At 64.2% G+C, this 25950-nt stretch carries 24 protein-coding genes and 1 pseudogene; 12 read left to right on the top strand and 13 right to left on the bottom strand.

What is annotated here, in order from left to right; genetic code table 11:
* Positions 1–4: 4 nt before the first annotated feature.
* Positions 5–682: a L,D-transpeptidase gene (locus NKI29_RS28280; RefSeq protein WP_352797994.1), complete on the top strand. Its 678-nt coding sequence runs from the start codon at positions 5–7 to the stop codon at positions 680–682.
* Between the two features lie 25 nt (positions 683–707).
* Positions 708–1031 (top strand): hypothetical protein, encoded by a 324-nt coding sequence (locus tag NKI29_RS28275; RefSeq protein ID WP_352797991.1) that lies wholly within the window; start codon positions 708–710, stop codon positions 1029–1031.
* Between the two features lie 122 nt (positions 1032–1153).
* Here the strand turns inward: NKI29_RS28275 and NKI29_RS28270 are convergent, their stop codons facing one another.
* Positions 1154–3184 carry a transcriptional regulator gene (locus NKI29_RS28270; RefSeq protein ID WP_352797989.1) on the bottom strand — a complete coding sequence of 677 codons (2031 nt, stop codon included), beginning with the start codon at positions 3182–3184 and terminating at the stop codon, positions 1154–1156.
* A 213-nt stretch (positions 3185–3397) separates the two neighbouring features.
* Between NKI29_RS28270 and NKI29_RS28265 the strand changes: the two genes are divergently transcribed.
* Together NKI29_RS28265 and NKI29_RS28260 are read left to right on the top strand one after the other, a co-directional pair.
* Positions 3398–4483: a PLP-dependent cysteine synthase family protein gene (locus NKI29_RS28265; RefSeq protein ID WP_352797986.1), complete on the top strand. Its 1086-nt coding sequence runs from the start codon at positions 3398–3400 to the stop codon at positions 4481–4483.
* Positions 4484–4508: 25 nt separating this feature from the next.
* Positions 4509–6038, top strand: a complete 1530-nt coding sequence (locus NKI29_RS28260) for a pyridoxal phosphate-dependent decarboxylase family protein (protein WP_352797984.1) — start codon at positions 4509–4511, stop codon at positions 6036–6038.
* A gap of 139 nt (positions 6039–6177) precedes the next feature.
* On the opposite strand, the gene NKI29_RS28255 is transcribed toward NKI29_RS28260, so the two are convergent.
* From NKI29_RS28255 to NKI29_RS28220, 8 genes and pseudogenes are all read right to left on the bottom strand, one after another.
* A complete protein-coding gene (locus NKI29_RS28255) occupies positions 6178–7818 on the bottom strand; it encodes an ABC transporter substrate-binding protein (protein ID WP_352797982.1) in 1641 nt (546 codons plus the stop codon).
* A gap of 321 nt (positions 7819–8139) precedes the next feature.
* Positions 8140–9128, bottom strand: a pseudogene (locus NKI29_RS28250) (alpha/beta hydrolase).
* Positions 9129–9144: 16 nt separating this feature from the next.
* Positions 9145–9822 carry an isochorismatase family protein gene (locus NKI29_RS28245; protein WP_352797980.1) on the bottom strand — a complete coding sequence of 226 codons (678 nt, stop codon included), beginning with the start codon at positions 9820–9822 and terminating at the stop codon, positions 9145–9147.
* Between the two features lie 20 nt (positions 9823–9842).
* Entirely contained in the window at positions 9843–11147 is a 1305-nt protein-coding gene (locus tag NKI29_RS28240) for a M24 family metallopeptidase (protein WP_352570146.1), read from the bottom strand.
* 292 nt (positions 11148–11439) lie between these two features.
* Positions 11440–12408, bottom strand: a complete 969-nt coding sequence (locus tag NKI29_RS28235; RefSeq protein WP_352697398.1) for a GlxA family transcriptional regulator — start codon at positions 12406–12408, stop codon at positions 11440–11442.
* Between the two features lie 306 nt (positions 12409–12714).
* On the bottom strand, positions 12715–13896 hold the full coding sequence (locus tag NKI29_RS28230; RefSeq protein ID WP_352570142.1) for a cystathionine gamma-synthase: 1182 nt from the start codon (positions 13894–13896) through the stop codon (positions 12715–12717).
* Entirely contained in the window at positions 13893–15317 is a 1425-nt protein-coding gene (locus tag NKI29_RS28225) for a pyridoxal-phosphate dependent enzyme (RefSeq protein ID WP_352570140.1), read from the bottom strand. The genes NKI29_RS28230 and NKI29_RS28225 overlap by 4 nt, the downstream gene beginning before the upstream one ends.
* 186 nt (positions 15318–15503) lie before the next feature.
* Positions 15504–15893 (bottom strand): RidA family protein, encoded by a 390-nt coding sequence (locus NKI29_RS28220; protein WP_352797978.1) that lies wholly within the window; start codon positions 15891–15893, stop codon positions 15504–15506.
* 165 nt (positions 15894–16058) lie between these two features.
* Between NKI29_RS28220 and NKI29_RS28215 the strand changes: the two genes are divergently transcribed.
* Positions 16059–16388: a hypothetical protein gene (locus NKI29_RS28215; RefSeq protein WP_352570136.1), complete on the top strand. Its 330-nt coding sequence runs from the start codon at positions 16059–16061 to the stop codon at positions 16386–16388.
* On the top strand, positions 16385–17032 hold the full coding sequence (locus NKI29_RS28210) for a cysteine hydrolase family protein (RefSeq protein ID WP_352570134.1): 648 nt from the start codon (positions 16385–16387) through the stop codon (positions 17030–17032). Before NKI29_RS28215 ends, NKI29_RS28210 begins: the two co-directional genes overlap by 4 nt.
* A 114-nt stretch (positions 17033–17146) precedes the next feature.
* Here NKI29_RS28210 and NKI29_RS28205 read toward each other — a convergent pair whose 3' ends face one another.
* The 4 genes from NKI29_RS28205 to NKI29_RS28190 all read right to left on the bottom strand — a co-directional run bounded on the left by NKI29_RS28205 (position 17147) and on the right by NKI29_RS28190 (position 20018).
* Positions 17147–17500 (bottom strand): winged helix-turn-helix transcriptional regulator, encoded by a 354-nt coding sequence (locus NKI29_RS28205; RefSeq protein WP_352570132.1) that lies wholly within the window; start codon positions 17498–17500, stop codon positions 17147–17149.
* A 330-nt stretch (positions 17501–17830) separates the two neighbouring features.
* Complete coding sequence (locus NKI29_RS28200) at positions 17831–19177, bottom strand: FAD/NAD(P)-binding protein (RefSeq protein WP_352697401.1); 1347 nt, start codon at positions 19175–19177, stop codon at positions 17831–17833.
* Between the two features lie 49 nt (positions 19178–19226).
* A complete protein-coding gene (locus NKI29_RS28195) occupies positions 19227–19679 on the bottom strand; it encodes an RrF2 family transcriptional regulator (protein ID WP_023675902.1) in 453 nt (150 codons plus the stop codon).
* A gap of 147 nt (positions 19680–19826) precedes the next feature.
* Complete coding sequence (locus NKI29_RS28190) at positions 19827–20018, bottom strand: hypothetical protein (protein ID WP_352570128.1); 192 nt, start codon at positions 20016–20018, stop codon at positions 19827–19829.
* Positions 20019–20370: 352 nt separating this feature from the next.
* Here NKI29_RS28190 and tauA point away from each other — a divergent pair, with 352 nt between their 5' ends.
* The 6 genes from tauA to NKI29_RS28160 all read left to right on the top strand — a co-directional run bounded on the left by tauA (position 20371) and on the right by NKI29_RS28160 (position 25775).
* A complete protein-coding gene (gene tauA / locus NKI29_RS28185; protein ID WP_352570126.1) occupies positions 20371–21384 on the top strand; it encodes a taurine ABC transporter substrate-binding protein in 1014 nt (337 codons plus the stop codon).
* Positions 21385–21492: 108 nt separating this feature from the next.
* Positions 21493–22266, top strand: a complete 774-nt coding sequence (locus tag NKI29_RS28180; protein ID WP_352570124.1) for a taurine ABC transporter ATP-binding protein — start codon at positions 21493–21495, stop codon at positions 22264–22266.
* Positions 22263–23129 (top strand): ABC transporter permease subunit, encoded by an 867-nt coding sequence (locus NKI29_RS28175; RefSeq protein ID WP_352697403.1) that lies wholly within the window; start codon positions 22263–22265, stop codon positions 23127–23129. The genes NKI29_RS28180 and NKI29_RS28175 overlap by 4 nt, the downstream gene beginning before the upstream one ends.
* Before the next feature lie 19 nt (positions 23130–23148).
* Positions 23149–23337, top strand: a complete 189-nt coding sequence (locus NKI29_RS28170) for a hypothetical protein (protein ID WP_352575418.1) — start codon at positions 23149–23151, stop codon at positions 23335–23337.
* A 545-nt stretch (positions 23338–23882) separates the two neighbouring features.
* Positions 23883–24242 (top strand): septal ring lytic transglycosylase RlpA family protein, encoded by a 360-nt coding sequence (locus tag NKI29_RS28165; protein ID WP_352570118.1) that lies wholly within the window; start codon positions 23883–23885, stop codon positions 24240–24242.
* Positions 24243–24497: 255 nt separating this feature from the next.
* The gene (locus NKI29_RS28160) at positions 24498–25775 is read left to right on the top strand and encodes a polyhydroxyalkanoate depolymerase (protein ID WP_352570116.1); all 1278 of its coding nucleotides are present in this window, start codon (positions 24498–24500) and stop codon (positions 25773–25775) included.
* Positions 25776–25950 lie beyond the last annotated feature (175 nt).

Below are 25950 nucleotides of genomic sequence, written 5' to 3'. Positions count from 1 at the left end.
TCCTATGTTCGCGGAACGCGGCACCGTCCGGCGGCGCTCCCTCACGGCAGTCGTCGCCGCGGCGTTCGGTCTTGTCGCGGTGGCGGCGCTGGCTGCGGGAACACAGGTTTTCGACCCGAAAAGCCACAAATGGGTGGCCTACGATCGCACCAAGGCGCGCAAATACTACGCCGCGCATAATGAGGTGCCCGAGGCATTTCGTCCGCAGATGGTCAAATTCCGCACCGCGGAAGTGCCAGGCACGATCATTATCGATGGCAATCAGCACTTTCTCTATCTTGTGCAGCCGGGTCAGCGGGCCATGCGCTACGGCATCGGCGTGGGCCGGGAAGGGTTTGGATGGGCCGGCATCGTGCGCGTTGGCCGCATGGCGGAGTGGCCGACCTGGACACCTCCGGCCGAAATGGTCGCTCGCGATCCGAAGGCGGTGAAATACGCCGGAGGCATGGAGGGAGGGCCCGACAACCCGCTCGGCGCAAGGGCGCTCTATCTCTATGAGCGCGACCAGGACACGATCTACCGGATACACGGCACCCCGGAGCCCTGGACGATCGGGCTCGACGTGTCGTCGGGGTGTATCCGGATGAGGAACGACGACATCGTCGATCTCGCGTCCCGCGTCAAGGTTGGAGCCAAGGTTATCGTTCTCATGCAGGGGGCGGCACTTTACAAGGGTGTGTGAAGCGGCATTCGGAGAGGGACAAGCAATGTCGGCAAAAGATGCAGTGAGAAATTCGATCCTGGTGACGGCAATCGGATTCCTGGCTGGAGCCGTTAGCGCTTGCGTCAGCGCGCCGCCTCCTCAGAACCAGATGTCCAGGACCAAGGTCGAGACTGCCCCGGCGGACCTTCAGCTGCTTTGCGCCAGTGCAGTCGCCAAGGCGAGCGGCGTCGACAGCACGAAGATACTTCCGGTTTCGTCGAGCAAGCTCGATTCCAGGACCTATCAGGTCGAACTCGATGCCAGTGGCAAGAAGACAAGCTGCCTCGTGGATACCGACGGCAACGTCAAATCGGTTGAGCCCGTCTGATCCGCTCTGGTCGACGAATTCGCAACCAACCTCACGATGCGCCCTGGCTGCAGACATGACGATGTTTGGGGCGGCCAGCCGCGATGAGCGGTTTGGAGAGCCTGGCAAACCGCGCGCCTGCCTCACCCCAGCCCGATCCGCTTGGCGCCTTGCCGGAACAGCGCCTCGGCGTCCGGCTCGAAGCGAAAGGTGCCGATGAAATCGTCGGCGCAGTAGTTCGGCAGCATCTTGCGCAGCGCAGCGGCGAAACTTCGTGCCTCGTCCAGCCGCCCCGCCAGCGCAAGGCAATGCGCGGCAATCGCGAGGATGATGGCGTGGGCATTGGGACGCGCGGCTGCTTTCAGCGCCCATTCGGCGGCTTCGTCGAACTGGCCGAGCCGGACATGCGACATCGCCCTGGCGCCCAACATACCGAACAGCAGCGGATCGAAGGGGCTCAGATGCCTGGAATGGTCGGATGAGCCGATCGCAGCCTGCGGGTCGCCGGACTGCGAATGGACGAAAGATAGCGCATAGTGGCCGAGCGCGAAATTCGGGCTGAGGTCTACGGCGCGTTCCAGCTCGATGAGGGAGCCGTCCTGCTCGCCGCGCAGCCACAGCGCCCGCCCCATGGCCCAGTGAGCGGCCGGATTGTGATCGTCGACGAGCAGGCTCTGGCCGGCTGCCTCGAAGGCCAGGGCGCTTTCGTGGTCGCGGTCGCCCCAGCGCTGGAAGGCATTTTGCCAATGGGTGAAGGAGAGGCCGGCATAGGCGCGGGCGAACGTCGGATCGAGCTTCAAGGCTATGTCGAAGAAATGCCGGGCCTGCTCGTTTTCCGCGCGGGTGAAGCGATACATGTGCCAGAGACCGCGGTGGTAGGCTTCCCAGGCGTTCAGCGAATTGGGCGCCTTCAACATGGCGCGGTTGCGCTCGACCGTCTCGATCTCGGCCGAGATCGACGAGACGATGCTGTTGCCGATGTCGTCGAGCACGGCAAAGATGTCGTTCGGCTTGCGCTCGAACGTCTCGGCCCAGACGATCCTGGCCGTGCGCACTTCGACCAGCTCGACCGCGACGGTGACGCGGCCGGCCTGGCTGCGTACCGTGCCGGTGGCGACATAATCGACATTGAGCCGACGGCCGGCATCCTCCGGCCCAATGTTTTTTTCGGCGAGCGCAAACACCGAACCGCGCGCGATGACGAAGAAATCCCTGAGCTTGGCCAGGCGGGTGATGATATCGTGGGTCAGGCCATCGGCGATGCCTCCGCGTGGGCCGCCGTCAGCCGTCTCTTCGGCAAACGGCATCACCGCAAGCGAAGCCTTCTGCGATGCAGCAGTGTCGGAATTGGGAAGCACAATTGACGCGTGAGGGGCCGCGGGTACGAGTGACGGTCGCGCCCAGAGCGTAGCGGCAGGTCGTTCGTTGCGGATCGTGCGCCATGCCTCACGAACGGGTCCGAAATCCAGATCCTCCGAAGCAAACAGCTGCGCTGCGGAAGCGAGATGTTCCTCGCACGCATCAAACTGGCCGCGCTGCGCCAGCCCTTTCAGAAGAGCCACATGCGCGCGCCCGTCGAACGGAGCGAGTTCCAGCCATTTGTCCAGATGCGAAGACATTCTGTCGGCATCCACCGGAAGCTTGTTGACGAGATGTTCCAGGATTGCGGCGTGCCAAGAGCCGAAGCGGCGGCGCTGAGCGATCAGCCAGCTGTTGAAATGCGGGCTGCGGTCGATCTCCAGCCCATCGAGAAAGTCGCCGGCGAACATTCCGGAAAGAGCCTGCAGCCGCTCTAGACCGAGCGTCTCAACGCCCTTGGCGGCGGCCGAGGCTATGTCGACAGCGTCGACGGAAGCACCTCTCAGATCAAGCGCGATCGTGTCGCCTGGTGTCTCGACCCTGCGATGATGCGGTTCATCGAGGATGCCTCTAAGCTTGCTCAGGCACCAGCGAAGCTCGCCGCGCGGGTCGTTCGGCACATCCCACAAAAGCTCGCAGAGGCGGCTGCGGCCGACCGGATGCGGCGCCAGCGCCAGATAGGCGAGCAGCGCACACAGCTTGCGCGATTTTGGGAGCTGGATGATGATGCCGTTGCGTGCGATCGTCAGCGGTCCGAGCAGACGCACGGAAAAGCCGGCCACCTCGCCGTGGAGGCTCGATCGGGCGGATTCCACGTAAGTTTCCACGCCTGCTCCCACGCTGGCCAGTCGGCCTTTGTTTTATCACCAAACGCGACACGGTGCATCCGGCAGCGAATTCCCGCGCCGGATGCTGGCATTGCCGGGGGCAAATGTAGCGCGGCAAGGTCTCGAAACCTCGCCGCCCAAGCCACCGGTCTGTAACCGGCCCATGACGAAAAGAGACAACGACAAAGCGAGGAGATCGACATGTTGCATCAACAGAAAATCAGAACCACCGCCGGGCGCGGCCGCCTGTTCGACAGCATTCTCGACACGGTCGGCGATACGCCGGTGATCCGCATCAATAATCTCGGACCGGACCATGCCACGATCTACGTGAAGGCCGAGTTCTTCAATCCCGCCGCCTCGGTGAAGGACCGGCTGGCGCTCAACATCATCGAGGAAGGCGAGCGCAGCGGCGCTCTAAAGCCTGGCCAGACCGTGGTCGAGGCGACCAGCGGCAACACCGGCATCGGACTTGCCATGGTTTGCGCCCAGAAGGGCTATCCGCTGGTGGTGACGATGGCCGACAGTTTTTCCATCGAACGCCGCAAGCTGATGCGCATGCTGGGCGCCAAGGTGGTGCTGACGCCGCGCGCCCAGAAGGGTTTCGGCATGTACAAGAAGGCGGTGGAGCTCGCCGAAGCCAATGGCTGGTTCCTGGCCCGCCAGTTCGAAACCAAGGCCAACGCCGCCATTCACGAAGCGACGACGGCGCGCGAGATCATCAACGATTTCGCCGGCTCGCGGCTCGACTGCTTCGTCACCGGCTACGGCACGGGCGGCACCGTCGCCGGCGTCGGACGCGTGCTGCGCCGCGAGCGGCCGGAGACCCGGATCGTGCTCGCCGAACCGGCCAATGCGCAGCTTATCGGCAGCGGCAAGCCGCAGCAGCGCGGCACCGGCGGCGCGCCTGCCGCCAGCCATCCGGCGTTCGAGCCGCATCCGATCCAGGGCTGGACGCCCGACTTCATTCCGGACGTGCTGCAGGAGGCGATAGACGCAAGCCTCTATGACGAGGTGGTGCCGATTGCCGGGCCCGAGGGCATGAAATGGGCCAAGGCGCTGGCGCAGAAGGAAGGGATTTTCACCGGCACCTCCGGCGGAGCGACCTTCGCGGTGGCGCGGCAGATCGCGGAAAAGGCGGCGCCCGGCTCGGTGATCCTGTGCATGCTGCCCGATACTGGCGAACGCTACATGACGACACCGCTGTTCGACGGCATCGAGGCGGAGATGGACGCCGAGGAGACCGCGCTTTCGCAGTCGACGCCCGGCTGCCAGTTTCCGGCGTGACGGCGGCACATCGGGAGCGGCCTGCATGGACACGAAGCCTGGACTGGCCGTCACGGCCACCGAGGAAACGCTTGACCCCTCGAACTGGGCCGACGTGCAGGCCCTGTCGCATCGGATCGTCGACGATGCCGTCGCTTACCTGCGCGATGTCAGAGAGCGTCCGGTGTGGCAGGAGATGCCGGTTGATGTGAGGACCTTCTTCACATCGCCGCTGCCGCGTTCGCCGGCGCCGCTGGCAGAAATCTATGGCGACGTCACCAGGAGCTTGATGCCCTATCCGATGGGCAACATCCATCCGCGCTTCTGGTCCTGGTATATGGGCTCGAGCAATTTCACCGGCGCGCTCGGCGATTTCCTGGCGGCGATCCAGGGCTCCAACCTCGGCGGCGGCAACCATGCCGCCGCGCTGATGGACAACCAGGTCGTCGACTGGTGCAAGCAGATGATGGGCTTTCCGCAATCGGCCAGCGGCACGCTGGTCAGCGGCGGCTCGATGGCCAACATCATCGGGCTGACCGTGGCGCGCAACGCCAAGGCCGGCATCGACATACGCGAGCACGGCGTTGCCGGCATCGACAAGCCGCTGCGTTTCTACGGCTCCGACCAGCTTCACTCCTGTCACCGCAAGGCGATGGAAGTGCTCGGCCTCGGCAACCGGGCGCTGCGTCGCATCCCGAGCGATGCCGGGCTGCGGATCGACATCGCTGCGTTACGGGCGGCGATCGCCGAGGACCGCGACGCCGGCTTCAAGCCGGCCTGCGTAATCGGTACGGCCGGCACGGTGAACACCGGCGCAATCGACGATCTGCAAGCGCTGGCTGATCTGGCGGCAAAAGAGGATCTGTGGTTTCACGTCGATGGCTGCATCGGCGCCTTGCTTGCGATTGCGCCAGACAATTCGCATCGCGTTGCCGGCATCGAGCACGCCCACTCGATCGCGCTCGATCCGCATAAATGGCTGCACGCGCCATTCGAGGTCGGCTGCGCGCTGATCCGGGATGCCTCCGTGCATCGCGGCACGTTCGCGGTGACGCCGGAATATCTGGAATCGACGCCGCGCGGCCTGGCCTCCGGCCAATGGCTGCACGATTACGGCCTGCAGACGACGCGCGGCTTTCGCGCTCTGAAGGTGTGGATGGCGTTGCGAGAGCACGGCATCGAAAAGTTCGGCCGGCTGATCGACCAGAACATCGCGCAAGGGCATTATCTCGACGCGCTGATCGCGGCCGAACCGGCACTCGAACTGGTAGCGCCGGTGAGCATCAACATCGTCTGCTTTCGCTACCGCGCGGACGGACTGGGCGGGGAGCGCCTGAAAGCGCTCAATACCGAGATCATGCTGAGGCTGCAGGAAGAAGGCATCGCCGCCATTTCCGACACGACGGTGCATGGCCAGCATAGCCTCAGGGTGGCGATCAACAACCACCGCACCCGGCGCGACGATCTGGACCTGCTGGTGCGGGAAACGGTGCGGCTTGGACTGGAGATTTCAAGGCCTGGCGTGGCTCTTCCTTCTCCCCTTGTGGGAGAAGGTGGACGCGAAGCGGCCGGATGAAGGGTGTTCCAGCTTGATACTGACGGCACTCCGTCCGCACCCCTCAACCGTCTTGGCGCTGCGCGCCAATCCACCTTCTCCCACAAGGGGAGAAGGAAGAAGGAGCGGCGCTGGCCCCGACAATTGGTCGTCTGCAAGGCTACGCCTCGAGCCAAACCTTCTCGAAATGCTGCTCGAGCGACTGGTGCTGCTCGCAGCCATGCACGCCCTTGCGGTAGGTGCGGTAGACCGAGCGCCAGTAGGGCTGGATGATGACGCCGGAATCGCGCAGATTCTGTTCGATCTTGGCCATGAGCTCCTTGCGGGCGCCGGGATCGGGCATCGCCAGCGCCTTGTCGAGCAGACTGTCGAATTCCGGATCGGCGTAGGCGCTCTCGTTCCACGCGGCGCCAGACTTATAAGCGAGCGCCAGCACCTGGACGCCGAGCGGCCGGCCGAGCCATTCCGTGCAGGAGAAAGGATATTTGCTCCAGTCGTTCCAGAAGGTCGCGGCCGGCAGCACGGTGCGCTTGATCTTCAGCCCGGCCTCGCGCATCTGCGCGGCGATGGCGTCGCCGGTGCTCTTCTGCCAGTCGACGTCGACCGAGATGAGTTCGTATTCGTGGTCGGCCTTGCCGGCCTCGGCGAGCAGGGCCTTGGCTTGATCAATGTTGCGGACGGCCGGGCCGATATCGGCATATTCGGGATGCATCGGCCCGACATGATGGTTCTCGGCAGGCTTGCCGCGGTTGTCCATGCCGATCTTCAGCACGGCGGCGTTGTCGACGGCGAGCTGGGCGGCGCGGCGCACCTTGATGTCGTCATAGGGCGGATTGCCGATATTGAACCGCGCGACGATGGTCGAGCCGGTGGCGATTTCCGAATTGCTCAGGCCCATGGAGTCGGTCTGCGCAACCGTGTCGGAGGCGGTTTCGTGGTCGGTGTCGATCTCGCCCGATTCGAAGGCCGACAGCATCGCATTGGGGTCGGAGCCGTAGTCCACCCATTTGATGCCGTCGAGGTAGAACTCGCCCTTCCACCATGGCTTGTCTTTGCGGCGGACTTCGGCGCCGACCTCGGCGTCCCATGCCACGAGTTCGCAAGGCCCGGTGGTGATCGCCAATGCCTTCAGCGGATCGCCGTCGCCTTCATAGCTGCGGTGCATGATCAGCGCCGGGTAGTCGGCCATGCCGGCGATCAGCGAAATGTCGGGCTTCGGCAAATTGAGCCGCACGGTGACGTCGTCGACGCGCTCGATGCCGCCGTCGACGGGCTTCTTGGTATCGGCGTTGACCAGTGCGCCCATGCGCGCGGCGACCGAATTGCCGGCGACGGACGCATCGCACCAGCGCGTCAGATTGTGGATCACGTCGTCGGCGTTGAAGGTGTCGCCGTTCGACCAGGTGATGCCCTTGCGGACATGCAGCGTCAGCACGCGGGCGTCGTCGCTGGTTTCCCAGCTCTCGAGCAGCCATGGCTCGAAGGTGAAGTCGCGCTTCCAGCGCACCAAATATTCGTTGCACTGGCCGGCGACGTTGGACATCTCGACGCCGTCGAAGGTGCGCGGATCCTTCCAGCCCTTGACGTTCATGGCGACGCGCAAGATGCCGCCGCGCTTCGGCTCCTCGGCCCTGGCCGGTGACGGCGCAAGCCCGCCGAGCGCCAGCGCGCCGGTAGCGCTGACGCCGAGCGCAGCCATGGTCGCGAGATATTCGCGCCGGTTCATCTGGCCTTTCTTGAAGCCATCGGCGACGGGCTCGGCCTGCGGATGCAGTTTTCGATCGGTCAGCATGAACTTCATTGTCGTCATTCCCCTGTTGTTGGGCACCTCTGCCGATCGCCAAACGCGGGGGACGGATGCGATCGCCGGAGCGCCATTGCTTCGGGGATGATAGGGCGAGCTCCCGTGGGGGAGTGTTCGGACTTCCGCAGTTCTTGTGCGCTGTTCCGCAAACGGAAGGTCCCCCTCACCCGGATTGCCAACCGAATTACGAAGAGCAATTCGGGGCAATCCGACCTCTCCCCCCGGGGGAGCGGAGGTCGCCAGCGTTGATGCCAGCCTCTTCTCCCCAGCGGGGAGAAGGTGGACGCGAAGCGGCCGGATGAGGGGGCCTTCGCAACCTCAGTAAGGCCAGTCGCCTTTGCCGAGCGCGGCGATGGCCGCAATGATGCGCCCGAAGGCTTCGCCGGCTCGCGGCACGGTCTTGCGGGCGCGTAGAAAGCCATGCACGAGGCGCGGCTCCTCATGCCACCAGGCGCGACCGCCGGCGGCCAGGATGCGGTCGCGATAGGCCTCGCCTTCCGAGGACAGCGGGTCGCATTGCGCGGTGACGATGACCGTCGGCGGCAGCCCGGAGAAGTCGGTGTCGCTGAGCGGCGAAAAGGTCGGGTCGTCCTGCGACTGTCCCTTCGCCGACCGGATCTGGCGATAGAACTCGATGTCGCGCAACGTCAGCAGCGGCGCTTCGGCGTGCTCGACACAGGAGCCGGCGCTCTCTTTGCCAACTGGTTCCGGGCCGCCCAACTCGGGATAGATCAGCACCTGGCCGATCGCATGGCGAGGATGGCGGCGTGTCGCCTGCGCCACTGCTGCGGCCAGGTTGCCGCCGGCGCTTTCGCCGCAGAGGACGATCGGCAGGCCGGCCGTCGCCGCGGCCCATTCGAATACGGCCAGCGCATCGTCGAAGGCGGCCGGATGCAGATGCTCGGGCGCCAGCCGGTAATCGGCGGACAGCACGGCAAAGCCGGTGCCGGCGCATATCTCGGCGCAGATGTCGTCATGACTGTCGAGCCCGCCAAGGACGAAGCCGCCGCCGTGATAATAGACAACCATCGCTTGCGGCGCCGTGCCCGCCATCTGGTAACGCCGGACCGGGATCGCACGGTCGCCGGCAGGAACCGCGCTGTCGCTGGCCTTGACGCCGGGTGGATAGGGCTCGCGAAACGCCCGGCACATGGCAAGACCGCCCGCTGCCTGTCGATCGGCATGTAGACGATTTCGGGCGGATACCACTCGTTGACCCGATCGATATAGGCCCACAGCTCCGGATCGAGCAGCGTTTGGTATTTTCCGCGCCCTCTCGTTCCGGGTCGCTCGGCCTCGGTGGTCATCGCTGCGCGATCCCGCTCAGAGCTCGGCGTAGAGCCGGGCAGCATTTTCATAGCTGAAGCGCAGCGGCACCGAGCCCTCGACCTGCCAGGCTTCGACCGTCTCGCCTGCCAGCAGCCGGCAGGCGCCGTCGGTGGTGGTGACGGCACCGCCATAGAGCCGGTTGGCAAGGTTGAGGACGGCCGTCTGGTGCATCGCCGTGCTGCCGCTGCCGCAGGCATCCTTGACCAGCAGCACTCGAAACCCGAGCGCCACCGCATCCTTGACGGTGGCATCGATGCAGGCCTCGGTCCAGACGCCGGCAACGACCAGCCACTCGATGCCGTCGGCCTTCAGCCGCTCGGCGGCAGGCCCCGTGCGGAAGGCGCTGGCATCGGTCTTGACCAGCATCATCTCGCCTGTCGCCGGGCCCACTTCCGCGCAGATCGCAGTCAGCGGATCGTCCTTGTCGGAAAACGCCGACTTGCCGCTGGCCTCGACCGGGTGGAGCGGCCGCGCCGTGGCGAGATCGACGATATAGGCCCAGTGGTAAAGGGGCACATTGTTGGCCCGCGCCGCCTCCTGCAGCCGCTGGACGTTGGCGAGGATGTCGCCATAGCCTTCGACCAGATAGCGCTTGTCCCGCCGATGCTCCTCCTGGAGATCGATGAACACCGCCGCCACCTTGCCGCGCTTGATCGAGATCGGGCTTTTCATGCAAAACTGCCTGTCAACACTCAAACATGCCTGTCAAGGAAAACATCCTCATAGGGGAAGCGCGACAGGAGCTCGGTGCCGGTCTCGGTGATCAGGATCTCGTCTTCCAGCTTGACGCCCTCGCGGCCGCCCTTCTCGCCGATATAGCTTTCGACGCTGACCACCATGCCGGGCACGATGACACCGTCGCGGCCATAGGTCTCGTAGTCCATGGCGTGCGCTATGAACGGCGTTTCGCCATGCATGCCGACGCCGTGCATGACCGAGGTATAACGCTGGTCGACGAAGCGGTCCGGTATCTTCCAGGCCCTTTCGGCAATCTCGCGAAACGCCATGCCCGGCTTGACGACCCCGATATTGTGCTGAACCTGGTCGTGCGCCATGCGGTAGAGCGACTTCTGATAATCCGTCGGCTTGCCCGGTCCGCAACGGAAGGTGCGCGAAAAGTCCGAATAATAGCCGTAGCAGCCGATCGTATCGGTATCGAGCGCCAAGAGTTCGCCCGGCCTGATCTTGCGGCCGCTCGCCTCGTTGAACCACGGATTGGTGCGCTGGCCCGAGGTCAGCAGCCGGGTCTCGATGAACTCGCCGCCTTGCCGGATCACCTCACCATACATGATGGCGAACAGCTCGTTTTCGGAAACGCCAGGCTTGATCGCCTCGCGCACCGCATAGACCGCAGCCTCGGCACCAGCCATCGACACCTGCAGGCATTTTACTTCCTCGGGCGTCTTGACCGCGCGCACCGCCAAAATCTCGCCCTGGCAATCCCGCACCTCGCAGCCGCGCTTTTCCAGCGCCAGTGCCTGCAGATGGCTGCAGCGGTCAAGGCCGAGCTTCATCGAGCCGCCGCCATGCGCCTTGAGCAATTCGGCGATCTCATCGGCGAACGGGCCGGCGGTCTCGTCGTCGCGGCCCGACACCGATGACCAGACCAGCTTGGACGGACGCGCCTCGTCGATCGTGTCGAGCACCATCGAGACATGGTAGCTCTGCGGATATTCGAACAACACGATCGGCCCTTCGGTGGGGATGAAGAAGTAGCGCGTCGAGTTGCGCAGGAAATAGCCGAACATGTTGCGCGAGCCGGTGGCGTAGCGCTGGTTGTAGGGGTCGAACAAAACGACGCCGCCATAGCCGGCCTCGCGCATCCAGGCGCGCAGCCTGGCCAGCCGGCCCTTGCGCAGCGCGTCGGCGTCGATGAAGGACGGCTCGGTGTCCGACAGCCACATGCCGCCGGCCGGATCCGCCGCCGCCGGATGGCGCATGCGGTCCTTGAAGTCGACATCCTCGGTGCTGTCGGGGTCAAAAACGACAATGCTCATGGGGTGCCTCCTGAAGCGGGGAAGATGAGCCATACGTCGTTCAGAGGCTGTGCGCGATACCGCAGATGTTGTGCGAAATACCGCTTGAAGTCGTTCCGTAGCGTTCTACGGCGCCCCCCTCTGTCCTGCCGGACATCTCCCCCTCAAGGGGGGAGATCGGCTCGTCATCGCCGCTTTCGTGAATTTCCACCGTCGCAGGAGGAGCGGAGCATCGAAGCTGCCAATCTCCCCCTTGAGGGGGAGATGCCCGGTAGGGCAGAGGGGGGCGCTGTCCCGCCAACATCCGAAATACCTACTGCCTCCGCATCACCTTCGGCGCATGGCCATGCTCCTCCCGGAACGCCCGCGCAAAGCTCGACATCGAGGCGAAACCGCAGGCCAGCGCGACGTCGCGCACCATCAGCGTCGAATGCGCCAAGAGGTCGGCGGCACGCTTCAGCCGCAGGCGGCGGTAATAGCCGTTGGGCGAGATACTGAGTTCGGAGCGGAAATTCCGTTCGAGCTTATCGGAGGAGACACCAAGTCGCCCCGCCAGTTCCGCCATGCCGAGCCGCTCCTCCACCGCATCCTCCATGATGGCGATGGCCGACAGCACCAGTTCGTTCTGCACGCCGGTCCGCAGCCTGAGCGGCATCAGCTTGCGGTCGACGCTGGAGCGTAGCGGGCTGTGCACAAACCATTCGGCGACGCCGGCGGCCAGTTCGGCGCCATAATCGCTGGTGATGATCTCCAGCATCATGTCGAGGCTGCCGACGCCACCGGCCGAAGTGAAGCGCTTGCGGTCGATGACGTAGAGATCGCGCCTCAGCTCGATATCCGGAAACGCCTCGGTGAAGGCGGCCTGGCTGGTCCAGTGCAAGGTGCAGGCATGGCCGTCGAGCAGGCCCGCCCGCGCCAGGAAGAAGGCAGCGTCCGCCACCGCGCCGATATGGGCGCCGTCGCGCAGGCTCCTGCGGATCCAGCTCACCGCATCGTGCGCGACGAGATGATCGGCATCGCCGCCCGAGCAGACGACGATGCGATCGACCTTCGGCGCGTCATGGGCGGAAAAGCCGGGCTGGATGACGACGCCGTTCGAGGCCTCCACCGGGCCTTCGGCGGCGCCGACGATGATCCAGCGGTACCAGTCCCGCTTGGCCAGCACGTTCGCCGCGCGCAGCGGCTCGATCACCGAGCTGAACGCCATCATCGGAAAGCCGGGGAAAACCAGCACGGCGAAGGTGAGGGGCTCGGTAGGTTTGGGTGCGTCGCGCGTGGCCATGGGGGTCCGGAGCCGGGAGGGTTGCGGCGCTACAATTCGGGCAGATGGGGCTTGGGGTCAACGGGGTTGGCGTGATCACGAAGCGCCGGCGCTGCCCCTCACCTGCCTGCCGGCATCCTCTCCCCGTATAGTGACGGGGAGAGGAGCGCTCTCATCGACGGGTTCGCCAATCGCCAACATTGCAAAGAGAGCGGCGGCGTTGCGGCCATTTCCCTTCTCCCCGTCCCTATACGGGGAGAAGTGCCCGGCAGGGCGATGAGGGGCAGCGCCAACATTGGCGGTCGATCGCCTTTGGTCGGGCGCTTTCTAACTCGCCAGCGCCTGATCCAGATCCGCGATCAGATCGTCGCCGTCCTCGATCCCGGCCGACAACCGCACCAGCGAATCCGAAATCCCGATCTCGGCGCGTTTTTTCGCCGGGATCGAGCCGTGCGTCATCAGCGCCGGGTGCTCGATCAGGCTTTCGACGCCGCCGAGGCTTTCGGCCAGCGTGAACAGTTGCGTATGTTCGAGGAAGCGTTTGGTGCCGGCGAGGTCGCGGTCGAGCTCGACCGTGATCATGCCGCCGAAGGCGTGCATCTGCCGCCTGGCGATGGCGTGCTGCGGGTGGCTGGGCAGGCCGGGATAGATGACACGGCGGATGTCGGGACGGGTCTCCAGCCAGTGCGCGATCTTCTGGCCGTTCGACGAATGACGCTCCATCCTCAGCGCAAGCGTCTTCAGTCCGCGCAGCGCCAGGAAACTGTCGAACGGCCCTGAAATGGCGCCGATGGCGTTCTGCAGGAATTTCAGCCGGTCGGCGAGATCCTTGTTGTCGCCGACCACGGCGACGCCGCCGACCATGTCGGAATGGCCGTTGAGGTATTTCGTCGTCGAATGGACCACGATGTCGATGCCGAGCTCCAGCGGCCGCTGCAGATAGGGGCTGCAGAAAGTGTTGTCGGCGACTGAGAGCACGCCTTTGCGCCTGGCAAGTGCTGCGACGCCTTCGAGGTCGACGACACGCAGCAGCGGGTTGGTCGGCGTCTCGACCCAGAGCATTTTGGTTTCCGGGCGGATCGCCGCCTCGACCGCGGCAAGGTCGGTGAAGTCGACGAAGTCGACCTGCAAATTGGCCGAGCGCTTGCGCACCCGTTCCAGCAACCGGAACGTGCCGCCATAGATGTCGTCGGTCGCGACGATATGCGCGCCTGAATCGAGCAATTCGAAAATGGTTGCGATCGCCGCCAGCCCCGAAGCGAAGGCGAAGGCGGCTGTGCCGCTTTCGAGGTCGGCCACCGCGCGCTCGAAGGCGAAGCGGGTCGGGTTCTGGCTGCGGGCATATTCAAAGCCCTTGTGCACGCCCGGGCTCTGCTGACCGTAGGTCGAAGTGGCATAGATCGGTACCATCACCGCGCCCGTCGTCGGGTCGTGGCTCTGGCCGCCATGGATGGTGCGCGTCGAAAAGGCGAGGCGGTTTTTGCCCGATACGGTGGCTTTGACGGTCATCGGGCGCGCCTCAGATGGTTGATCAGGTCGATGCGTGTTATCAGGCCGATGAATTCGTCGCCATCGAAGACGATGGCGACCTCGTTGCGATCGAAGACCGGCAGCAACGCGTCCAGCGTCTGGCTGGCTTGCAGCGTGTGCAGGGTAGAGGTCATAGCCGTACTGACCGGGGCCTTGAAGCGGTCCCAGCGGCTGTCATAGGGGCCTTCGACCTTGGCGAGGATATCGCTTTCGTCGATGATGCCGACGAGCTTGCCCTCGTCCAGCACCGGCAGCTGCGAGACATCCGATCGGCGCATGCGGCCATAGGCGTTGAGCAGGCTTTCGTCCGGGCCGACGGACACGACATCGCCGGTGCGGAGCGTGCGCATGACCAGGTCGCGCAGGTCGCCATGCTGCTCCTGCTCGGCCAGGCCCTGCTCGACCAGCCAGAAATCGTCGAAGACTTTCGACAGGTACTTGTTGCCGCTGTCGCAGACGAAGGTAACGACGCGCTTCGGCACGGTCTGCTCGCGGCAATAGCGAAGCGCTGCCGAAAGCAGCGTACCGGACGACGAGCCGGCGAGAATGCCTTCCTTCGAAAGCAGGTCGCGCACCGCAAGCATGCTCTGCTTGTCGGGGATGGAATAGGCCTTCCTGACCAGCGACAGATCGGCATTGGGCGGCACGAAATCCTCGCCGATGCCTTCGACGGTCCAGCTTCCGGCCTCTACCATCTTGCCGGTCTTGATCAACGGGGCCAGCACCGAGCCGACCGGATCGGCCAAAATCATCTCGGTCTTCGGCGAGACTTTCGCAAAATAGCGGCCAAGCCCGGTCAGCGTGCCGCCGGAGCCGACGCCGACGACCACCGCATCGACATCGCCTCCGAGCTGTTGAAAGATTTCCGGCCCGGTCGTGGTTTCGTGGGCCAGCGGATTGGCCGGGTTGGCAAACTGGTTGGCGTAGAAGGCGCCGGGCAACTCGGCGGCGATCTTTTCGGCCATGTCCTGATAATATTCGGCATGGCCCTTGCCGACATCGGAACGCGTCATGCGCACTTCCGCGCCGAGCGCCCGCAGATGCTGGATTTTTTCGCGCGACATCTTGTCGGGCACGACGAGGATGATGCGGTAGCCCTTGGGGATGCCGACCTGGGCGAGACCAAGACCGGTATTGCCGGCGGTCGCCTCCACGATCGTCCCGCCGCGTTTCAGTTTGCCCTGTTTTTCGGCGGCGGCAATCATCGACAGCGCGATGCGGTCCTTGATCGAGCCGCCGGGATTCTGGCTTTCGAGCTTGATGAACAGCCGGCACTTGCCGATGTCGAATTTGGTCAGCTCGACGACCGGCGTCTGCCCGATCAGGTCGAGAACCGAGGCATAGGGCGGGCGCAGGCGGGACGATGCATCGTCCGGTGCCACGATCTTGTGCTTGCTCATGTCAGATGCTCCGTTGCCAGAATGAGCAACCGCCCTGGAAGACGGCAACCTACCGTCTTTTCCAGCCGTTTGCAGTTGGAAAGAAGATAGATCGTGCCAATCCGGCCGCCAGCAGGGGAATGGAATTTCGCGAAAGCTTCGTCGGCCTGCAGGCAGGGCAAAAGATTTGCAGAACCCGCTTAGGGTTCAGGCGATCGCCGCCTGGGCTTCGATCTCGATCAGAAAATCCGGATTGCCGAGGCCGGCGACGCGCAGCACCTTGATGATCGGCGGCGCGCCACGGTTTGCCCAGAAGGCCATCCAGGCGCCGAAGGCCGGCCCTATGTCCAGGTCGCCGGCGATATAGACCGAGAGGCTGACGAGGTCTTCAGGCTTTGCCCCACCGGCTTCGAGCACCTTTGCCACGTTGGAAAGCGCCTGAGCGGTCTGTGCAGGGAGATCGTCCCTGGCGACGATCCGGCCTTGCGCGTCGACGCCATTCTGGCCGCCGACCAGCACGATGCGCGCGGATGCCGGCAGCGACACGCCTTGCGAATAGGCCGGATTGCTGTGCATGCCCTCGGGGTTCAGCCTCACCGCGCTTTTCCTCCTCTTCAGCAAAAATTATCCCGTGGCCGCCCGGCCGCCCATAGGGATCAACGGCAATCGTGCGGCCGTTTCAACGCACCATCTCGTTCGTTGCGGCCGCCGATTCCGCCATGCTACCCGGCGCTGGGCGAACAGCAATGCAAGGAATGGCCGATGAAGATTCTTGCCTATGACAATTTCAAGCCCGGCGTCACGCTCGACGATTTGCGGCCTTATCTGCGCGACGAAGTGTCGAATGTCTGGCGGCTCTGGAAGGCGGGGATCGTGCGCGAGAATTATGCGCGCGGCGATATTGGCGGCGTCATCATCGTCTTCGAGCTCGACAGCGTCGCGGAAGCGAGGCGCTACACCGAGGACTTCCCGCTGTCCAAGGCCGGGATGCTGGAATGGCACTTCATCGCCTTCGACGCGCCATTGCCGCTGGAATTCCTGTTCGACCCGACGGTCGATATCGCCAAGCCATGGGACCGGACGGCGGCATGATCCGGTCGAGCGACGGGATCGAAATTTCGGCCAGCCTGGCTGAGTGGTGCGATCCGCGCCGCACGGCGCTGGTGGTCTACGATATGCAGGTCGGTATCTGCCGCCAGGTGGCCGGCGCCGCGACCATCGTCGAGTGTACCGGCACGGTGCTGGAAGCGGCGCGCGGGGCCGGAATGCGGGTGGCGTTCACGCGCCATCTGTCGCTGCCGCGCAAATGGATGGGCGCGACGCAGCTGCGCACCGCCATGGCCTGGCAGCGGCGCGACAGCCCCGACATGGTCGAGCCGTGGTTCCCGCGCGACGCCGAAGCGACGCGGATCGTGCCCGAGCTGGAACCCCGCGATGACGAGGCGGTGTTCGACAAGCTCACGATGTCGGCCTTCGATTCCACCGCGCTCGGCTTTGCCTTGCGCGATTGCGGCGTGCGCACGATAGCGCTCGCTGGCATCGCCATGGAGATCGGCATCGAGCCGACCGTTCGCCAGGCGACCGACAATGGCTTCGTCGCCATGGTAATCGAGGACGCCTGTGGCTTCGGAAACCGCGAAGCGCGCGACCGCTCGATGGCGACGCTACGCTTCCTCGGCGAAGCCGTCGTCACCGACGTCGCAAGCTTCTGCAGCGCGCTTGCCGGCGCGGGTTGAGGGCAATCGGCTTGCCGCGCGACCCACCGTTTCACGGCAACGCCGAACCGCTCCATCGCTTTGTCTTCACACATTGCGGACGGAAAACCGCTCCGCGCTTTTCCCGGAATTGATCTAGGTGGTGGCTGCGCTGTCGGTGCGAAAGCGCACACCCTCGGCGCGGCCATGCACGCTGCCCCAGTCATAGAGCGCCTGCAGCGCGGCGGCGAGATCACCGCCGCGCCCGGTCAAGGCGTAGCGCCCCTTGCCGTCCGGCGACGTCTCGAGCGTGACGAAGCCGATCTCGACAAGCTCGGCCAGGCGCTGCGTCAGCATCTTGTCCGAGAGTGAGGGGATCAGCCGGCGCAGGTCGGAATAGCGCATCGGCTGTTCCTTGATCCGCGCCAGGATCACCGTCTTCCATTTGCCGCCGAGCGCGTCGAGCGCGAACTCGACCGGACAGCCGTACAGTCTTCCGCGTTGGGTCATGCGCCAATGCTAGGCAAGGCACGGTGACAACGGAAGCAGAATTTGCCCGGTCATCTGGCCAGGGTCGCGGCTCACGGCCTGGCCGGCTACAAAATCCATGGAGGAGAACGAAGATGGGCGTCCGCGACACCAATACGGTCAATGCGAGACAGCCGAAACGTGTGGCGTCATCGCCTGGCTGTCTCGACCACCACGGGCTGGCCGGTCGGCTCTGGTGGAGCGAGCTCCCGCACCCCTGGTTCGTCTTCAGCGAACGCGTTTATGCCGTCGAGGTCTTTTCACCCAACGGCGGCGGTCTTGCGTCCGAATTGCGCCAAGACGAAGGGAGCCTCATCCGAGCAAGCGCTTGCTCAGCCGCGCGCACTGCACGCGAATATCGGGAATGGCGTCGATTTCGAAGAAGGTGCCGCGCGTCAGTGGCCCGACGGCGAGGATCTTGGCGGATACCGTGCCGTCGCCGGCGATGACCTCGCAGTTCGCGGTCACGTCGAGGCCGAGGCGCAGCGGATCCGGCCGTGCCAGCCCACGCTCGACCAGCGACCGCACCACGCTGTTCGAGGTGGTCGAGATGTCCCTGGCGATGCCTGTGCAATCATAGATGCGGGTGACGTCGAACCTTTCGAGCTGCTGCGTGTGGCGCGACTGGACCTGTACGCTGAAGCCGTCGCCGGCGGCGATCTCGACGACGCGCCCGGCGACAAGGCGGATGCGGCCCGCTTGCACCGCCTCGGCAACGCGGGTGTAGACTTCCGGCGCCATGCGATGGCGGTGGATGTCCCACCAGGCCTTGGTGTGCTCGACGAAGCGGCGCTTGGCCGAGGACGGCCAGTTCTGCCAGATCTTCTGGTTGAAGGGTCTCAGACCGTCGACGACGTCGCGCCAGTCGATGCCGGCCTTCTGGTTTTCCCGGATCAGGTCGCGGAACCAGCCGACGAAATAGGAAAGCTGGGTGCCGAGCGGAATGTCGGCAACGTCGAGCTTGATCGGATTGCCCTTGCGATGCGGCGAAGGCAGCAGGCCGCGCCGCGACACCGCGACGATCGCGCCGCGGTGGCCGCGCTGCTCGAGCGACAGGAAGGCATCGACCATGCTCAAGCCGGTGCCCAGGACCAGGACTCGGGCTTCGGGGTCGAGCGCAGTATCCGCCTCGGATCCCATCCTGATCGCATGCCCCTGCCCCGCCCCCGGCTCTTCGTCGTGGCCGGTGGCGAGCACGGCAAGATGCGCAACCACGCTGGTGCCGTTGGCCAGCGCCACTTCGACGCCTGACGCGGTCGGCGAGATCGACAGGCTCTCCTCGCGGATTAGGCGCAGCCGGCCCGTCTGCTGCTCACGCGCCTCGAGCTCGTCGAGAAGCTCCTTGAGATAGCGGGCGTAGACGCTGCGCGGCGCATAGACCGGCGCCTGTTCCGGCGTTGCCAGGCCGCGTTCAAGCAGCCAGCGCGAGAAATTGCCGGGATCGTCGGCATAGGCGCTCATGCCCGACGCGCTGACATTCAGCACATGCGCCGACAGCAGCGTTGAATAGGCCATGCCTTGCCCAAAATGAGGGCGTTTTTCGATCAAGCTGACACGTAGATCGGGATTGGGCGACTTCAGCAGATGCGCGGCAAGCACGACGCCGCTTGCACCGCCACCGACAATGATGATCGAACTTGGCGTAGCGCGCACGGTCATGCGCACACCAGCTGTCCTGGCGATCGTCGCCGGCTCAGGAGAGATTGGTTCAGGCCTGGATTTTCAACGCCGCCGAAAAATCCTCGTCGCCGGCGATGTCGCGCATTTCGGCGAGGCTGCGCTGGTCCAGCACCTCGGCGATGGCCTGCCGGACCTCCAGCATCAGGTGTCGGACTTGGCATGTCGCCTCGTTGCAGTCTTCGCAGCGCTGATACTGGGTGCGGCTGGCGCAAGGAATGGGGGCAAGCGGTCCGTCGAGCACGCGCACGACGTGGCCGACCTTGATCTCGTCCGCCGGGCGTGCCAGCCGGTAGCCGCCCTCCTTGCCCTTGCGGCTCTGAACGAAACCGGCATTGCGCAATTCGCCAAGGATGGCATCGAGGAACTTCTTCGGAATATTGTTTCCTGTGGCGATGTCGTTGACGAAGGCGAGCTGTCCAACCGGCAGGCGTGCCAGATGGACGAGCGCCTTGAGGCCGTATTTACCTTTTTTTGTGAGCATAACCCGAACGTTTCTCTGTCATGCGATGGCGCAAGGCCACCGGTTGCGAAACGCCTGGCGTGCCTCCCCGCCGCGTCCAAGCTGTCACTACAGATAAATTCTAGTGACATGATATACAAGCCGAGAAACGTTGATTTTGCTTCGTTTTCACGCCGCAATGGCCATTTTGGCCGGGGCTTGTGCTTTTGGAAGCACAGAAGCCGCCGCCAATGGCGTACCGCCAAACTGGCCGGCGGCAGGAATGTCCCCATCGGCGAGAATACCGACAGCAGTTTCTGCCCCTGAATTTGAAGGCCAAAGCATGCCGCGCGCGGCAACAAGGAGGGTGGCGTCGCTCATCGTCCTCTCCAATCCTTCAATGTCGATAAGGATACTAGACTTAACCGCGAACACAGGGAACTTGTTTCCAATTTCTTGGCTACTCGCAGCATGGTTTGCCGATGCAGGGGCGAAAACGGGAAAATCCTTGGTGCGCGCATGGACGACGTGGAAGAGGTTCCCCGGGCAAGGACGATGGTTCTCACCCGGGCCGTCCCGTCACCCAGAAGCGTGCGAATGTGCAACTGCCATAGCCAGATGACTTTTTCTAACAAGACCGAACCGATTGGAAGGATTTAACTCTACAAGAACGATAGAGTTAGGTGACTATGAAACGCAATCCGGGTTTTTCTCGTTTTCCAAGGAGCCTTTCATGTCCACCATTTCGCGACGTATCGTTCTCTTGTCCTCGGCGGCCTTGGCTGGTGCGGCCTTTCTCGGCCCAGCCGATGCGCAGGACCTCAAGATCACTATCGGCTACCAGACGGTCGTCGAACCCTCGAAGGTGCCGCAGGCCGACGGCGCCTATGAGAGCGCGACCAAGTCGACAATCGACTGGCGGAAATTCGATTCCGGCGCCGACGTGATCGCGGCGATCGCTTCCGGTTCGGTCGACATCGGTTATGTCGGCTCGAGCCCGCTGGCGGCGGCGGCGAGCCACGAGCTTCCCATCCAGACAATCTTCATTGTCGGGCTGATCGGCGAATCCGAAGCCCTTGTCGCCCGCAACGGCGCCGGCATCGAGAAGGCCGCCGACCTTGCCGGCAAGAAGGTGGCGGTGCCCTTCGTTTCGACGACGCATTACAGCCTGCTTGCCGCGCTGAAGCATGAGGGTGTCGACCCGAAGTCGGTCGATATTCTCAATCTACGGCCACCGGAGATCGCGGCGGCATGGGCGCGCGGCGACATCGACGCCGCCTATGTCTGGGATCCGGCACTCGGCCAGATCAAGACGACGGGCAAGGTCGTGCTGGATTCCTCCCAGGTCGCCGCCTGGGGCGCGCCGACCTTCGACGCCTGGATCGTGCGCACCGACTTCGCCGAAAGGAACCCGGAAGCGGTGCGCGACTTCGTCAAAGTGACGGGCGCTGCCTATGCCGACTTCCTGGCCAAGCCGGATCAATGGTCGGTGTCCTCGCCGCAAGCGGCCAAGATTGCCAGGATCACCGGGGCCAAGCTCGAAGACGTGCCGCAACTGCTGAGGGGCTATGTCTTCCCGACGCTCGAGGAGCAGGCCTCGGACAAGTTCCTCGGTGGCGGCACGGTCAAGGCGGTCGAGGCGACATCGGCCTTCCTCAAGGAGCAGGGCAAGATTGACGCCGTGCTGCCGGATTATTCGAAATACGTGTCGTCGAAATATGTCAGCGAAGCGCTTGCCTCGAACTGACGCCAACGCGCGCGGTTCTCCTTCCCTGACGCCGCGTGCTCCCTGCCCCGAACCGCTTGCGAGGAGCGGCTTCGGGGCAGACAGATTCGGAATATCGGCGAGGTTCCCATGACGCATCTCGTGCTCGACAAGGTCTCGGTCCACTATGACGGTCAGCCGGCGCCGGCGGTCGAAAATGTGTCGATTGAAATCGCCAAGGATGACTTCGTTGTCCTGGTCGGCCGCTCCGGCTGCGGCAAGACCTCGTTGCTCAACGTCGCTGCGGGCTTGGTCGAGCCTGTGCGCGGACGCGCCACGATTGGCGGCAGGCCGGTCACGGCGCCAGGCTCTGACCGCGCCGTCGTGTTCCAGAACGACGCGCTGTTTCCGTGGCTGACCGCGCGGGAAAATGTCGCCTTTGCGCTCAGGCTGCGCGGTGTCAGGGCGGCTGAACGGGCGCGGCGCGCCGACAAGCTTCTGGCGCTGGTGAAGCTCGACGGCGCCGGCGATAAGCGCATCTGGGAGCTTTCCGGCGGCATGCGCCAGCGGGTCGGCCTGGCCCGGGCGCTGGCGGCCGAGCCGCAATTCCTGCTGCTCGACGAGCCGCTGGGCGCGCTCGATGCGCTGACACGCGAACGCATGCAGACAACGCTGCTCGATCTGTGGACGGCAAGCCAGGTCGGCGTGCTGATGGTCACGCACGGCATCGACGAAGCGCTGGTTCTTGCCACCCGCATCATTGTGCTCGCTCCCGGCCCTGGCCGGGTGGTGCAGAGCTTCGAGACCGGCTTCAGCCGGCGCTATGCAGCCGGCGAGGCCATTCGCAGCATCAAGGCCGATCCCGCCTTCGCCGCGGCGCGCGGCGAGCTGACCGACGCGATCTTCGAAGGGGAGGCAGCATGACCGTTACCTCCTATACCGAGCGGCCGCAGCGCTCCAAGGTCGACGACGGAGCCGACGGGTTGTCGGTGCCATGGTCGCGGCCGCGGCCGAGACGCAGCCGCGTTTCGGCCCGCGTGGTTAGCGCGATCACCATTCTGATGATGCTGGCGGCGTGGACGGCATCGGCCCGCCTGCAATTGGTGTCGCCGGTTTTCCTGCCGTCGCCTGTCGCAGTCTGGAACAAATTTGTCGTCGTCGCCCGTGACGGCTTTGTCGACGCGACGCTGCTCCAGCATATCGCCGCCAGCCTGTGGCGGGTGTTTGCAGCGCTGATCGCGGCCGTTTTCGTCGGCGTTCCCATCGGGCTGGCTATCGGCATCAGCACGATCGGGCGCGGCATCTTCGATCCGCTGCTCGAATTCCTGCGGCCGATCCCGCCGCTCGCCTATCTGCCGCTGATCATTATCTGGTTCGGCATTGGCGAGCCGTCCAAGATCCTGGTGATTGCCATTGCCATGCTGGCGCCAGTTGCGCTGTCGACGGCATCGGGTGTTCGCGGCGTATCGAAGGACCGCATCAATGCAGCGCGCTCACTTGGCGCCACGCGGCGCCAAGTGATCAGGCACGTCATCCTGCCCAGCGCGCTGCCCTCGATCCTGACCGGCCTGCGCATCGCGCTTGGCGCCGGCTGGTCGACGCTGGTTGCCGCCGAGCTGGTGGCCGCGACGCGCGGGCTCGGATTCATGATCCAGTCCGCTGCCCAGTTCCTCGTCACCGACGTGGTGGTGATGGGCATACTGGTGATCGCGGCCATTGCCTTCGTGCTCGAATTCATCATCCGCAGGATCGAGCGGGTGCTGGTCCCGTGGGCGGGGCGGGAGTAACCGGACCGGAGACGTGACGATGCCCCATTCCACCGCTGTATTGTTTGCGCATTTCGGCCATTGGCTCCGCCTGATCAAGGCCGGAGACAAACAGCCGCCTGACGACGAACGCAAAACGCCGACGCCGGTGCATCTGGACGCGGAGCGCAACCGCTTACCGCCGCGCGACGAAAGTTTCTACTGGGGCTGGCAGTACTGGTCGCGGTGACCGGGCTGCCACGGTCCGCTGTGTGCTGCTCCGGCCAATGCCTGAGGATCGACGCCTGCTCAACCACGCGAGCGGTTCGCCCAGGCCAGCCCGGCCAACCAGCGCGGTGACGATGCCGACATAGAGCCATTGCGACTGGCCGGTCATGAAGCTGCCACCGATAAGGCCGATGCCTTGCAATGACCACAGCACGCCGGTGGCGAGCACAATCAAGGCCAGCAGATTTTTGATCAATCTCATTGCTGAAACTCCTTTCCAAGTCGATCGTCAGCCGCGTTCCGGCCGGAATGGAACAGCTAAAAGAAGCGGTTCGGTCACGCCAACTTCTACTTGGATGCTAACCTCTGATCCTGCGCAAGACATGCGGAGATCGGTGCAACGATCATCAAAGAAGCTGTGTCGTGCTGCGGAAACTCTCTGACAAATTGTTTCGCACCGACTCCAAACGTGTAACATTGTCATGGAACCGACAGATCATTGCCGCATTTGCTGCCTCATTCGCCCCTAACCGCTGCGGGTCTGTCAACGGAGCCAGTCCCCAACACATGAACAAAAGCAACCGGACCGCGCTTGTCGCGGCCATGACCGCGGCTGGCCTGATGGTCGGCGCATCCAGTGCCAGCGCCGCCGCGCAGTGCGGCCGTGCCTCCTGGTACTCACTGCATTCCAGAACCGCTTCCGGCGAACGCATGAACCCGTCGGCGCTGACCGCAGCGCATCGCAGCCTGCCGTTCGGCACCAAGCTGAAGGTGACCAACCGCAACAATGGCCGCAGCGTCGTCGTGCGTATCAACGACCGCGGCCCGTTTATCAGGGGCCGGATGCTCGATCTGTCGAAGGGCGCCGCCAGCCAGCTTGGCTTCATCAGCTCGGGTCACACCGCTGTCTGCATGGCACGGGTCTAACGGCCGCCACGGCCGGACACCGCCTCCGACGCTCATCCCCAATAGCCGTGCTGCTTGCCAGGCCTTCGCAGGTGCACATTGAGCCGGCTGTTGCCGTTCCAGGCGGATTCTCAACGCCTTGGACGAAAGAACGAGCATAAATCACGCAAGTTGACGTATTGCATCGCAGCAGATTGTTGCTAACTTCCCCGCAAGGCATTCAAGGCTCGGCGCTGCTCGTCGGCCCTTCGATCGCAGTCGGCAGCGGGGTTCTCGATGTTCTACCAGCTCTACGAACTGAACCACGCCGCCTTGCAGCCGGCCCGCCTCTATGCCGATGCGATGCGCCTGTTCTACTCCAATCCGCTCAATCCGGTTTCACACACGTCCTGGGGCCGCTCGGTTGCGGCAACGGCCGAACTGTTCGAGCGCACGACGCGCCGCTACGGCAAGCCGCAATTCGGCCTGACCAAGACCGTGGTCGACTGGAAAAACGTCGAGGTCAGCGAACGCACCGTCTGGTCGCGGCCGTTCTGCAACCTGGTTCGTTTCGAGCGCGCGGTTCCGGCCGGGCGCCGGCCGGATCCGAAGCTGTTGATCGTCGCGCCGATGTCGGGCCACTACGCGACGCTGCTGCGCGGCACGGTGGAGGCGATGCTGCCCTATGCCGACGTGCATATCACCGACTGGGTCGACGCCCGCATGGTGCCGCTGGCCGACGGCAGCTTCGATCTTGACGACTATATCGACTACATCGTCGACATGCTGCATGCGCTGGGCCCCGACACCCATGTGATGGCGGTGTGCCAGCCTTCAGTGCCGGTGCTGGCGGCGGCGGCACTGATGGAAGCCAAGGGTGATCCGTTCGTGCCCTCGACGATGACGCTGATGGGCGGGCCGATCGACACGCGCCGCAATCCGACGGCGGTCAATCTGCTGGCGCAGGAAAAGGGCATCGACTGGTTCCGCGACAACGTCATCATGCGCGCGCCCTGGCCGGTGCCGGGCTTCGGCCGCGAGGTCTATCCTGGCTTCCTGCAGCTTTCGGGGTTCATGAGCATGAACCTCGACCGCCACATCATCGCCCACAAGGACTTCTTCATGCATCTGGTGAAGCATGACGGCGACAATGCCGAGAAGCACCGCGAGTTCTACGACGAATATCTGGCGGTGATGGATCTGACGGCGGAATTCTACCTGCAGACCGTCGACACCGTGTTTGTCCGCCAGGCCTTGCCCAAGGGCAAAATGACGCATCGCGGCGTGGCGGTCGACCCTTCGGCGATCCGCAATGTCGCCCTGTTCACGGTCGAGGGCGAGAACGACGACATCTCCGGCCTTGGCCAGACCAAGGCTGCGCACGACCTGTGCATCAACATCCCGGCTGACAGGCACGCCCATTACATGCAGCCGGCGGTCGGCCATTATGGTGTGTTCAACGGCTCGCGCTTCCGCTCCGAAATCGTGCCGCGCATCGTTGATTTCATTACCAGCTATGGCCGTCAGAACCGCGTTGCGGTGAAGCCGAAACTGGTCCGGACCGGCAAGAAATAGGCGACCAGCGATGATGCCGCGCCCGCGACCTCGCGTCAGGTCGGCCAACGCTAAAATTACCGGTTGGAATCGGTGTAGTCCATCCGAGCTGTTGCACAATAGTCGCGTTGGCGCCACGCGGGTAACCATGCCGCAAAATCAATCCATCCTCATAATTGACACGGACTGTAAATAC

Source organism: Mesorhizobium sp. M0678 (assembly GCF_040320505.1).
GTDB lineage: Bacteria > Pseudomonadota > Alphaproteobacteria > Rhizobiales > Rhizobiaceae > Mesorhizobium.
Note: the sequence above shows the minus strand (reverse complement) of the source record. Positions and strands in the feature narration are given on the sequence as shown.

Excerpts from the sequence above, each read along its gene's own strand:
- tauA (WP_352570126.1), top strand. The coding sequence starts at position 20,371 with ATGTCCACCATTTCGCGACGTATCGTTCTCTTGTCCTCGGCGGCCTTG.
- NKI29_RS28245 (WP_352797980.1), bottom strand. The coding sequence starts at position 9,822 with ATGAAAAGCCCGATCTCGATCAAGCGCGGCAAGGTGGCGGCGGTGTTC.
- NKI29_RS28230 (WP_352570142.1), bottom strand. The coding sequence starts at position 13,896 with ATGACCGTCAAAGCCACCGTATCGGGCAAAAACCGCCTCGCCTTTTCG.
- NKI29_RS28260 (WP_352797984.1), top strand. The coding sequence starts at position 4,509 with ATGGACACGAAGCCTGGACTGGCCGTCACGGCCACCGAGGAAACGCTT.
- NKI29_RS28265 (WP_352797986.1), top strand. The coding sequence starts at position 3,398 with ATGTTGCATCAACAGAAAATCAGAACCACCGCCGGGCGCGGCCGCCTG.
- NKI29_RS28165 (WP_352570118.1), top strand. The coding sequence starts at position 23,883 with ATGAACAAAAGCAACCGGACCGCGCTTGTCGCGGCCATGACCGCGGCT.
- NKI29_RS28275 (WP_352797991.1), top strand. The coding sequence starts at position 708 with ATGTCGGCAAAAGATGCAGTGAGAAATTCGATCCTGGTGACGGCAATC.
- NKI29_RS28225 (WP_352570140.1), bottom strand. The coding sequence starts at position 15,317 with ATGAGCAAGCACAAGATCGTGGCACCGGACGATGCATCGTCCCGCCTG.
- NKI29_RS28210 (WP_352570134.1), top strand. The coding sequence starts at position 16,385 with ATGATCCGGTCGAGCGACGGGATCGAAATTTCGGCCAGCCTGGCTGAG.
- NKI29_RS28235 (WP_352697398.1), bottom strand. The coding sequence starts at position 12,408 with ATGGCCACGCGCGACGCACCCAAACCTACCGAGCCCCTCACCTTCGCC.
- NKI29_RS28240 (WP_352570146.1), bottom strand. The coding sequence starts at position 11,147 with ATGAGCATTGTCGTTTTTGACCCCGACAGCACCGAGGATGTCGACTTC.
- NKI29_RS28205 (WP_352570132.1), bottom strand. The coding sequence starts at position 17,500 with ATGACCCAACGCGGAAGACTGTACGGCTGTCCGGTCGAGTTCGCGCTC.
- NKI29_RS28175 (WP_352697403.1), top strand. The coding sequence starts at position 22,263 with ATGACCGTTACCTCCTATACCGAGCGGCCGCAGCGCTCCAAGGTCGAC.
- NKI29_RS28180 (WP_352570124.1), top strand. The coding sequence starts at position 21,493 with ATGACGCATCTCGTGCTCGACAAGGTCTCGGTCCACTATGACGGTCAG.
- NKI29_RS28200 (WP_352697401.1), bottom strand. The coding sequence starts at position 19,177 with ATGACCGTGCGCGCTACGCCAAGTTCGATCATCATTGTCGGTGGCGGT.
- NKI29_RS28160 (WP_352570116.1), top strand. The coding sequence starts at position 24,498 with ATGTTCTACCAGCTCTACGAACTGAACCACGCCGCCTTGCAGCCGGCC.
- NKI29_RS28195 (WP_023675902.1), bottom strand. The coding sequence starts at position 19,679 with ATGCTCACAAAAAAAGGTAAATACGGCCTCAAGGCGCTCGTCCATCTG.
- NKI29_RS28190 (WP_352570128.1), bottom strand. The coding sequence starts at position 20,018 with ATGAGCGACGCCACCCTCCTTGTTGCCGCGCGCGGCATGCTTTGGCCT.
- NKI29_RS28255 (WP_352797982.1), bottom strand. The coding sequence starts at position 7,818 with ATGAAGTTCATGCTGACCGATCGAAAACTGCATCCGCAGGCCGAGCCC.
- NKI29_RS28215 (WP_352570136.1), top strand. The coding sequence starts at position 16,059 with ATGAAGATTCTTGCCTATGACAATTTCAAGCCCGGCGTCACGCTCGAC.
- NKI29_RS28280 (WP_352797994.1), top strand. The coding sequence starts at position 5 with ATGTTCGCGGAACGCGGCACCGTCCGGCGGCGCTCCCTCACGGCAGTC.
- NKI29_RS28170 (WP_352575418.1), top strand. The coding sequence starts at position 23,149 with ATGCCCCATTCCACCGCTGTATTGTTTGCGCATTTCGGCCATTGGCTC.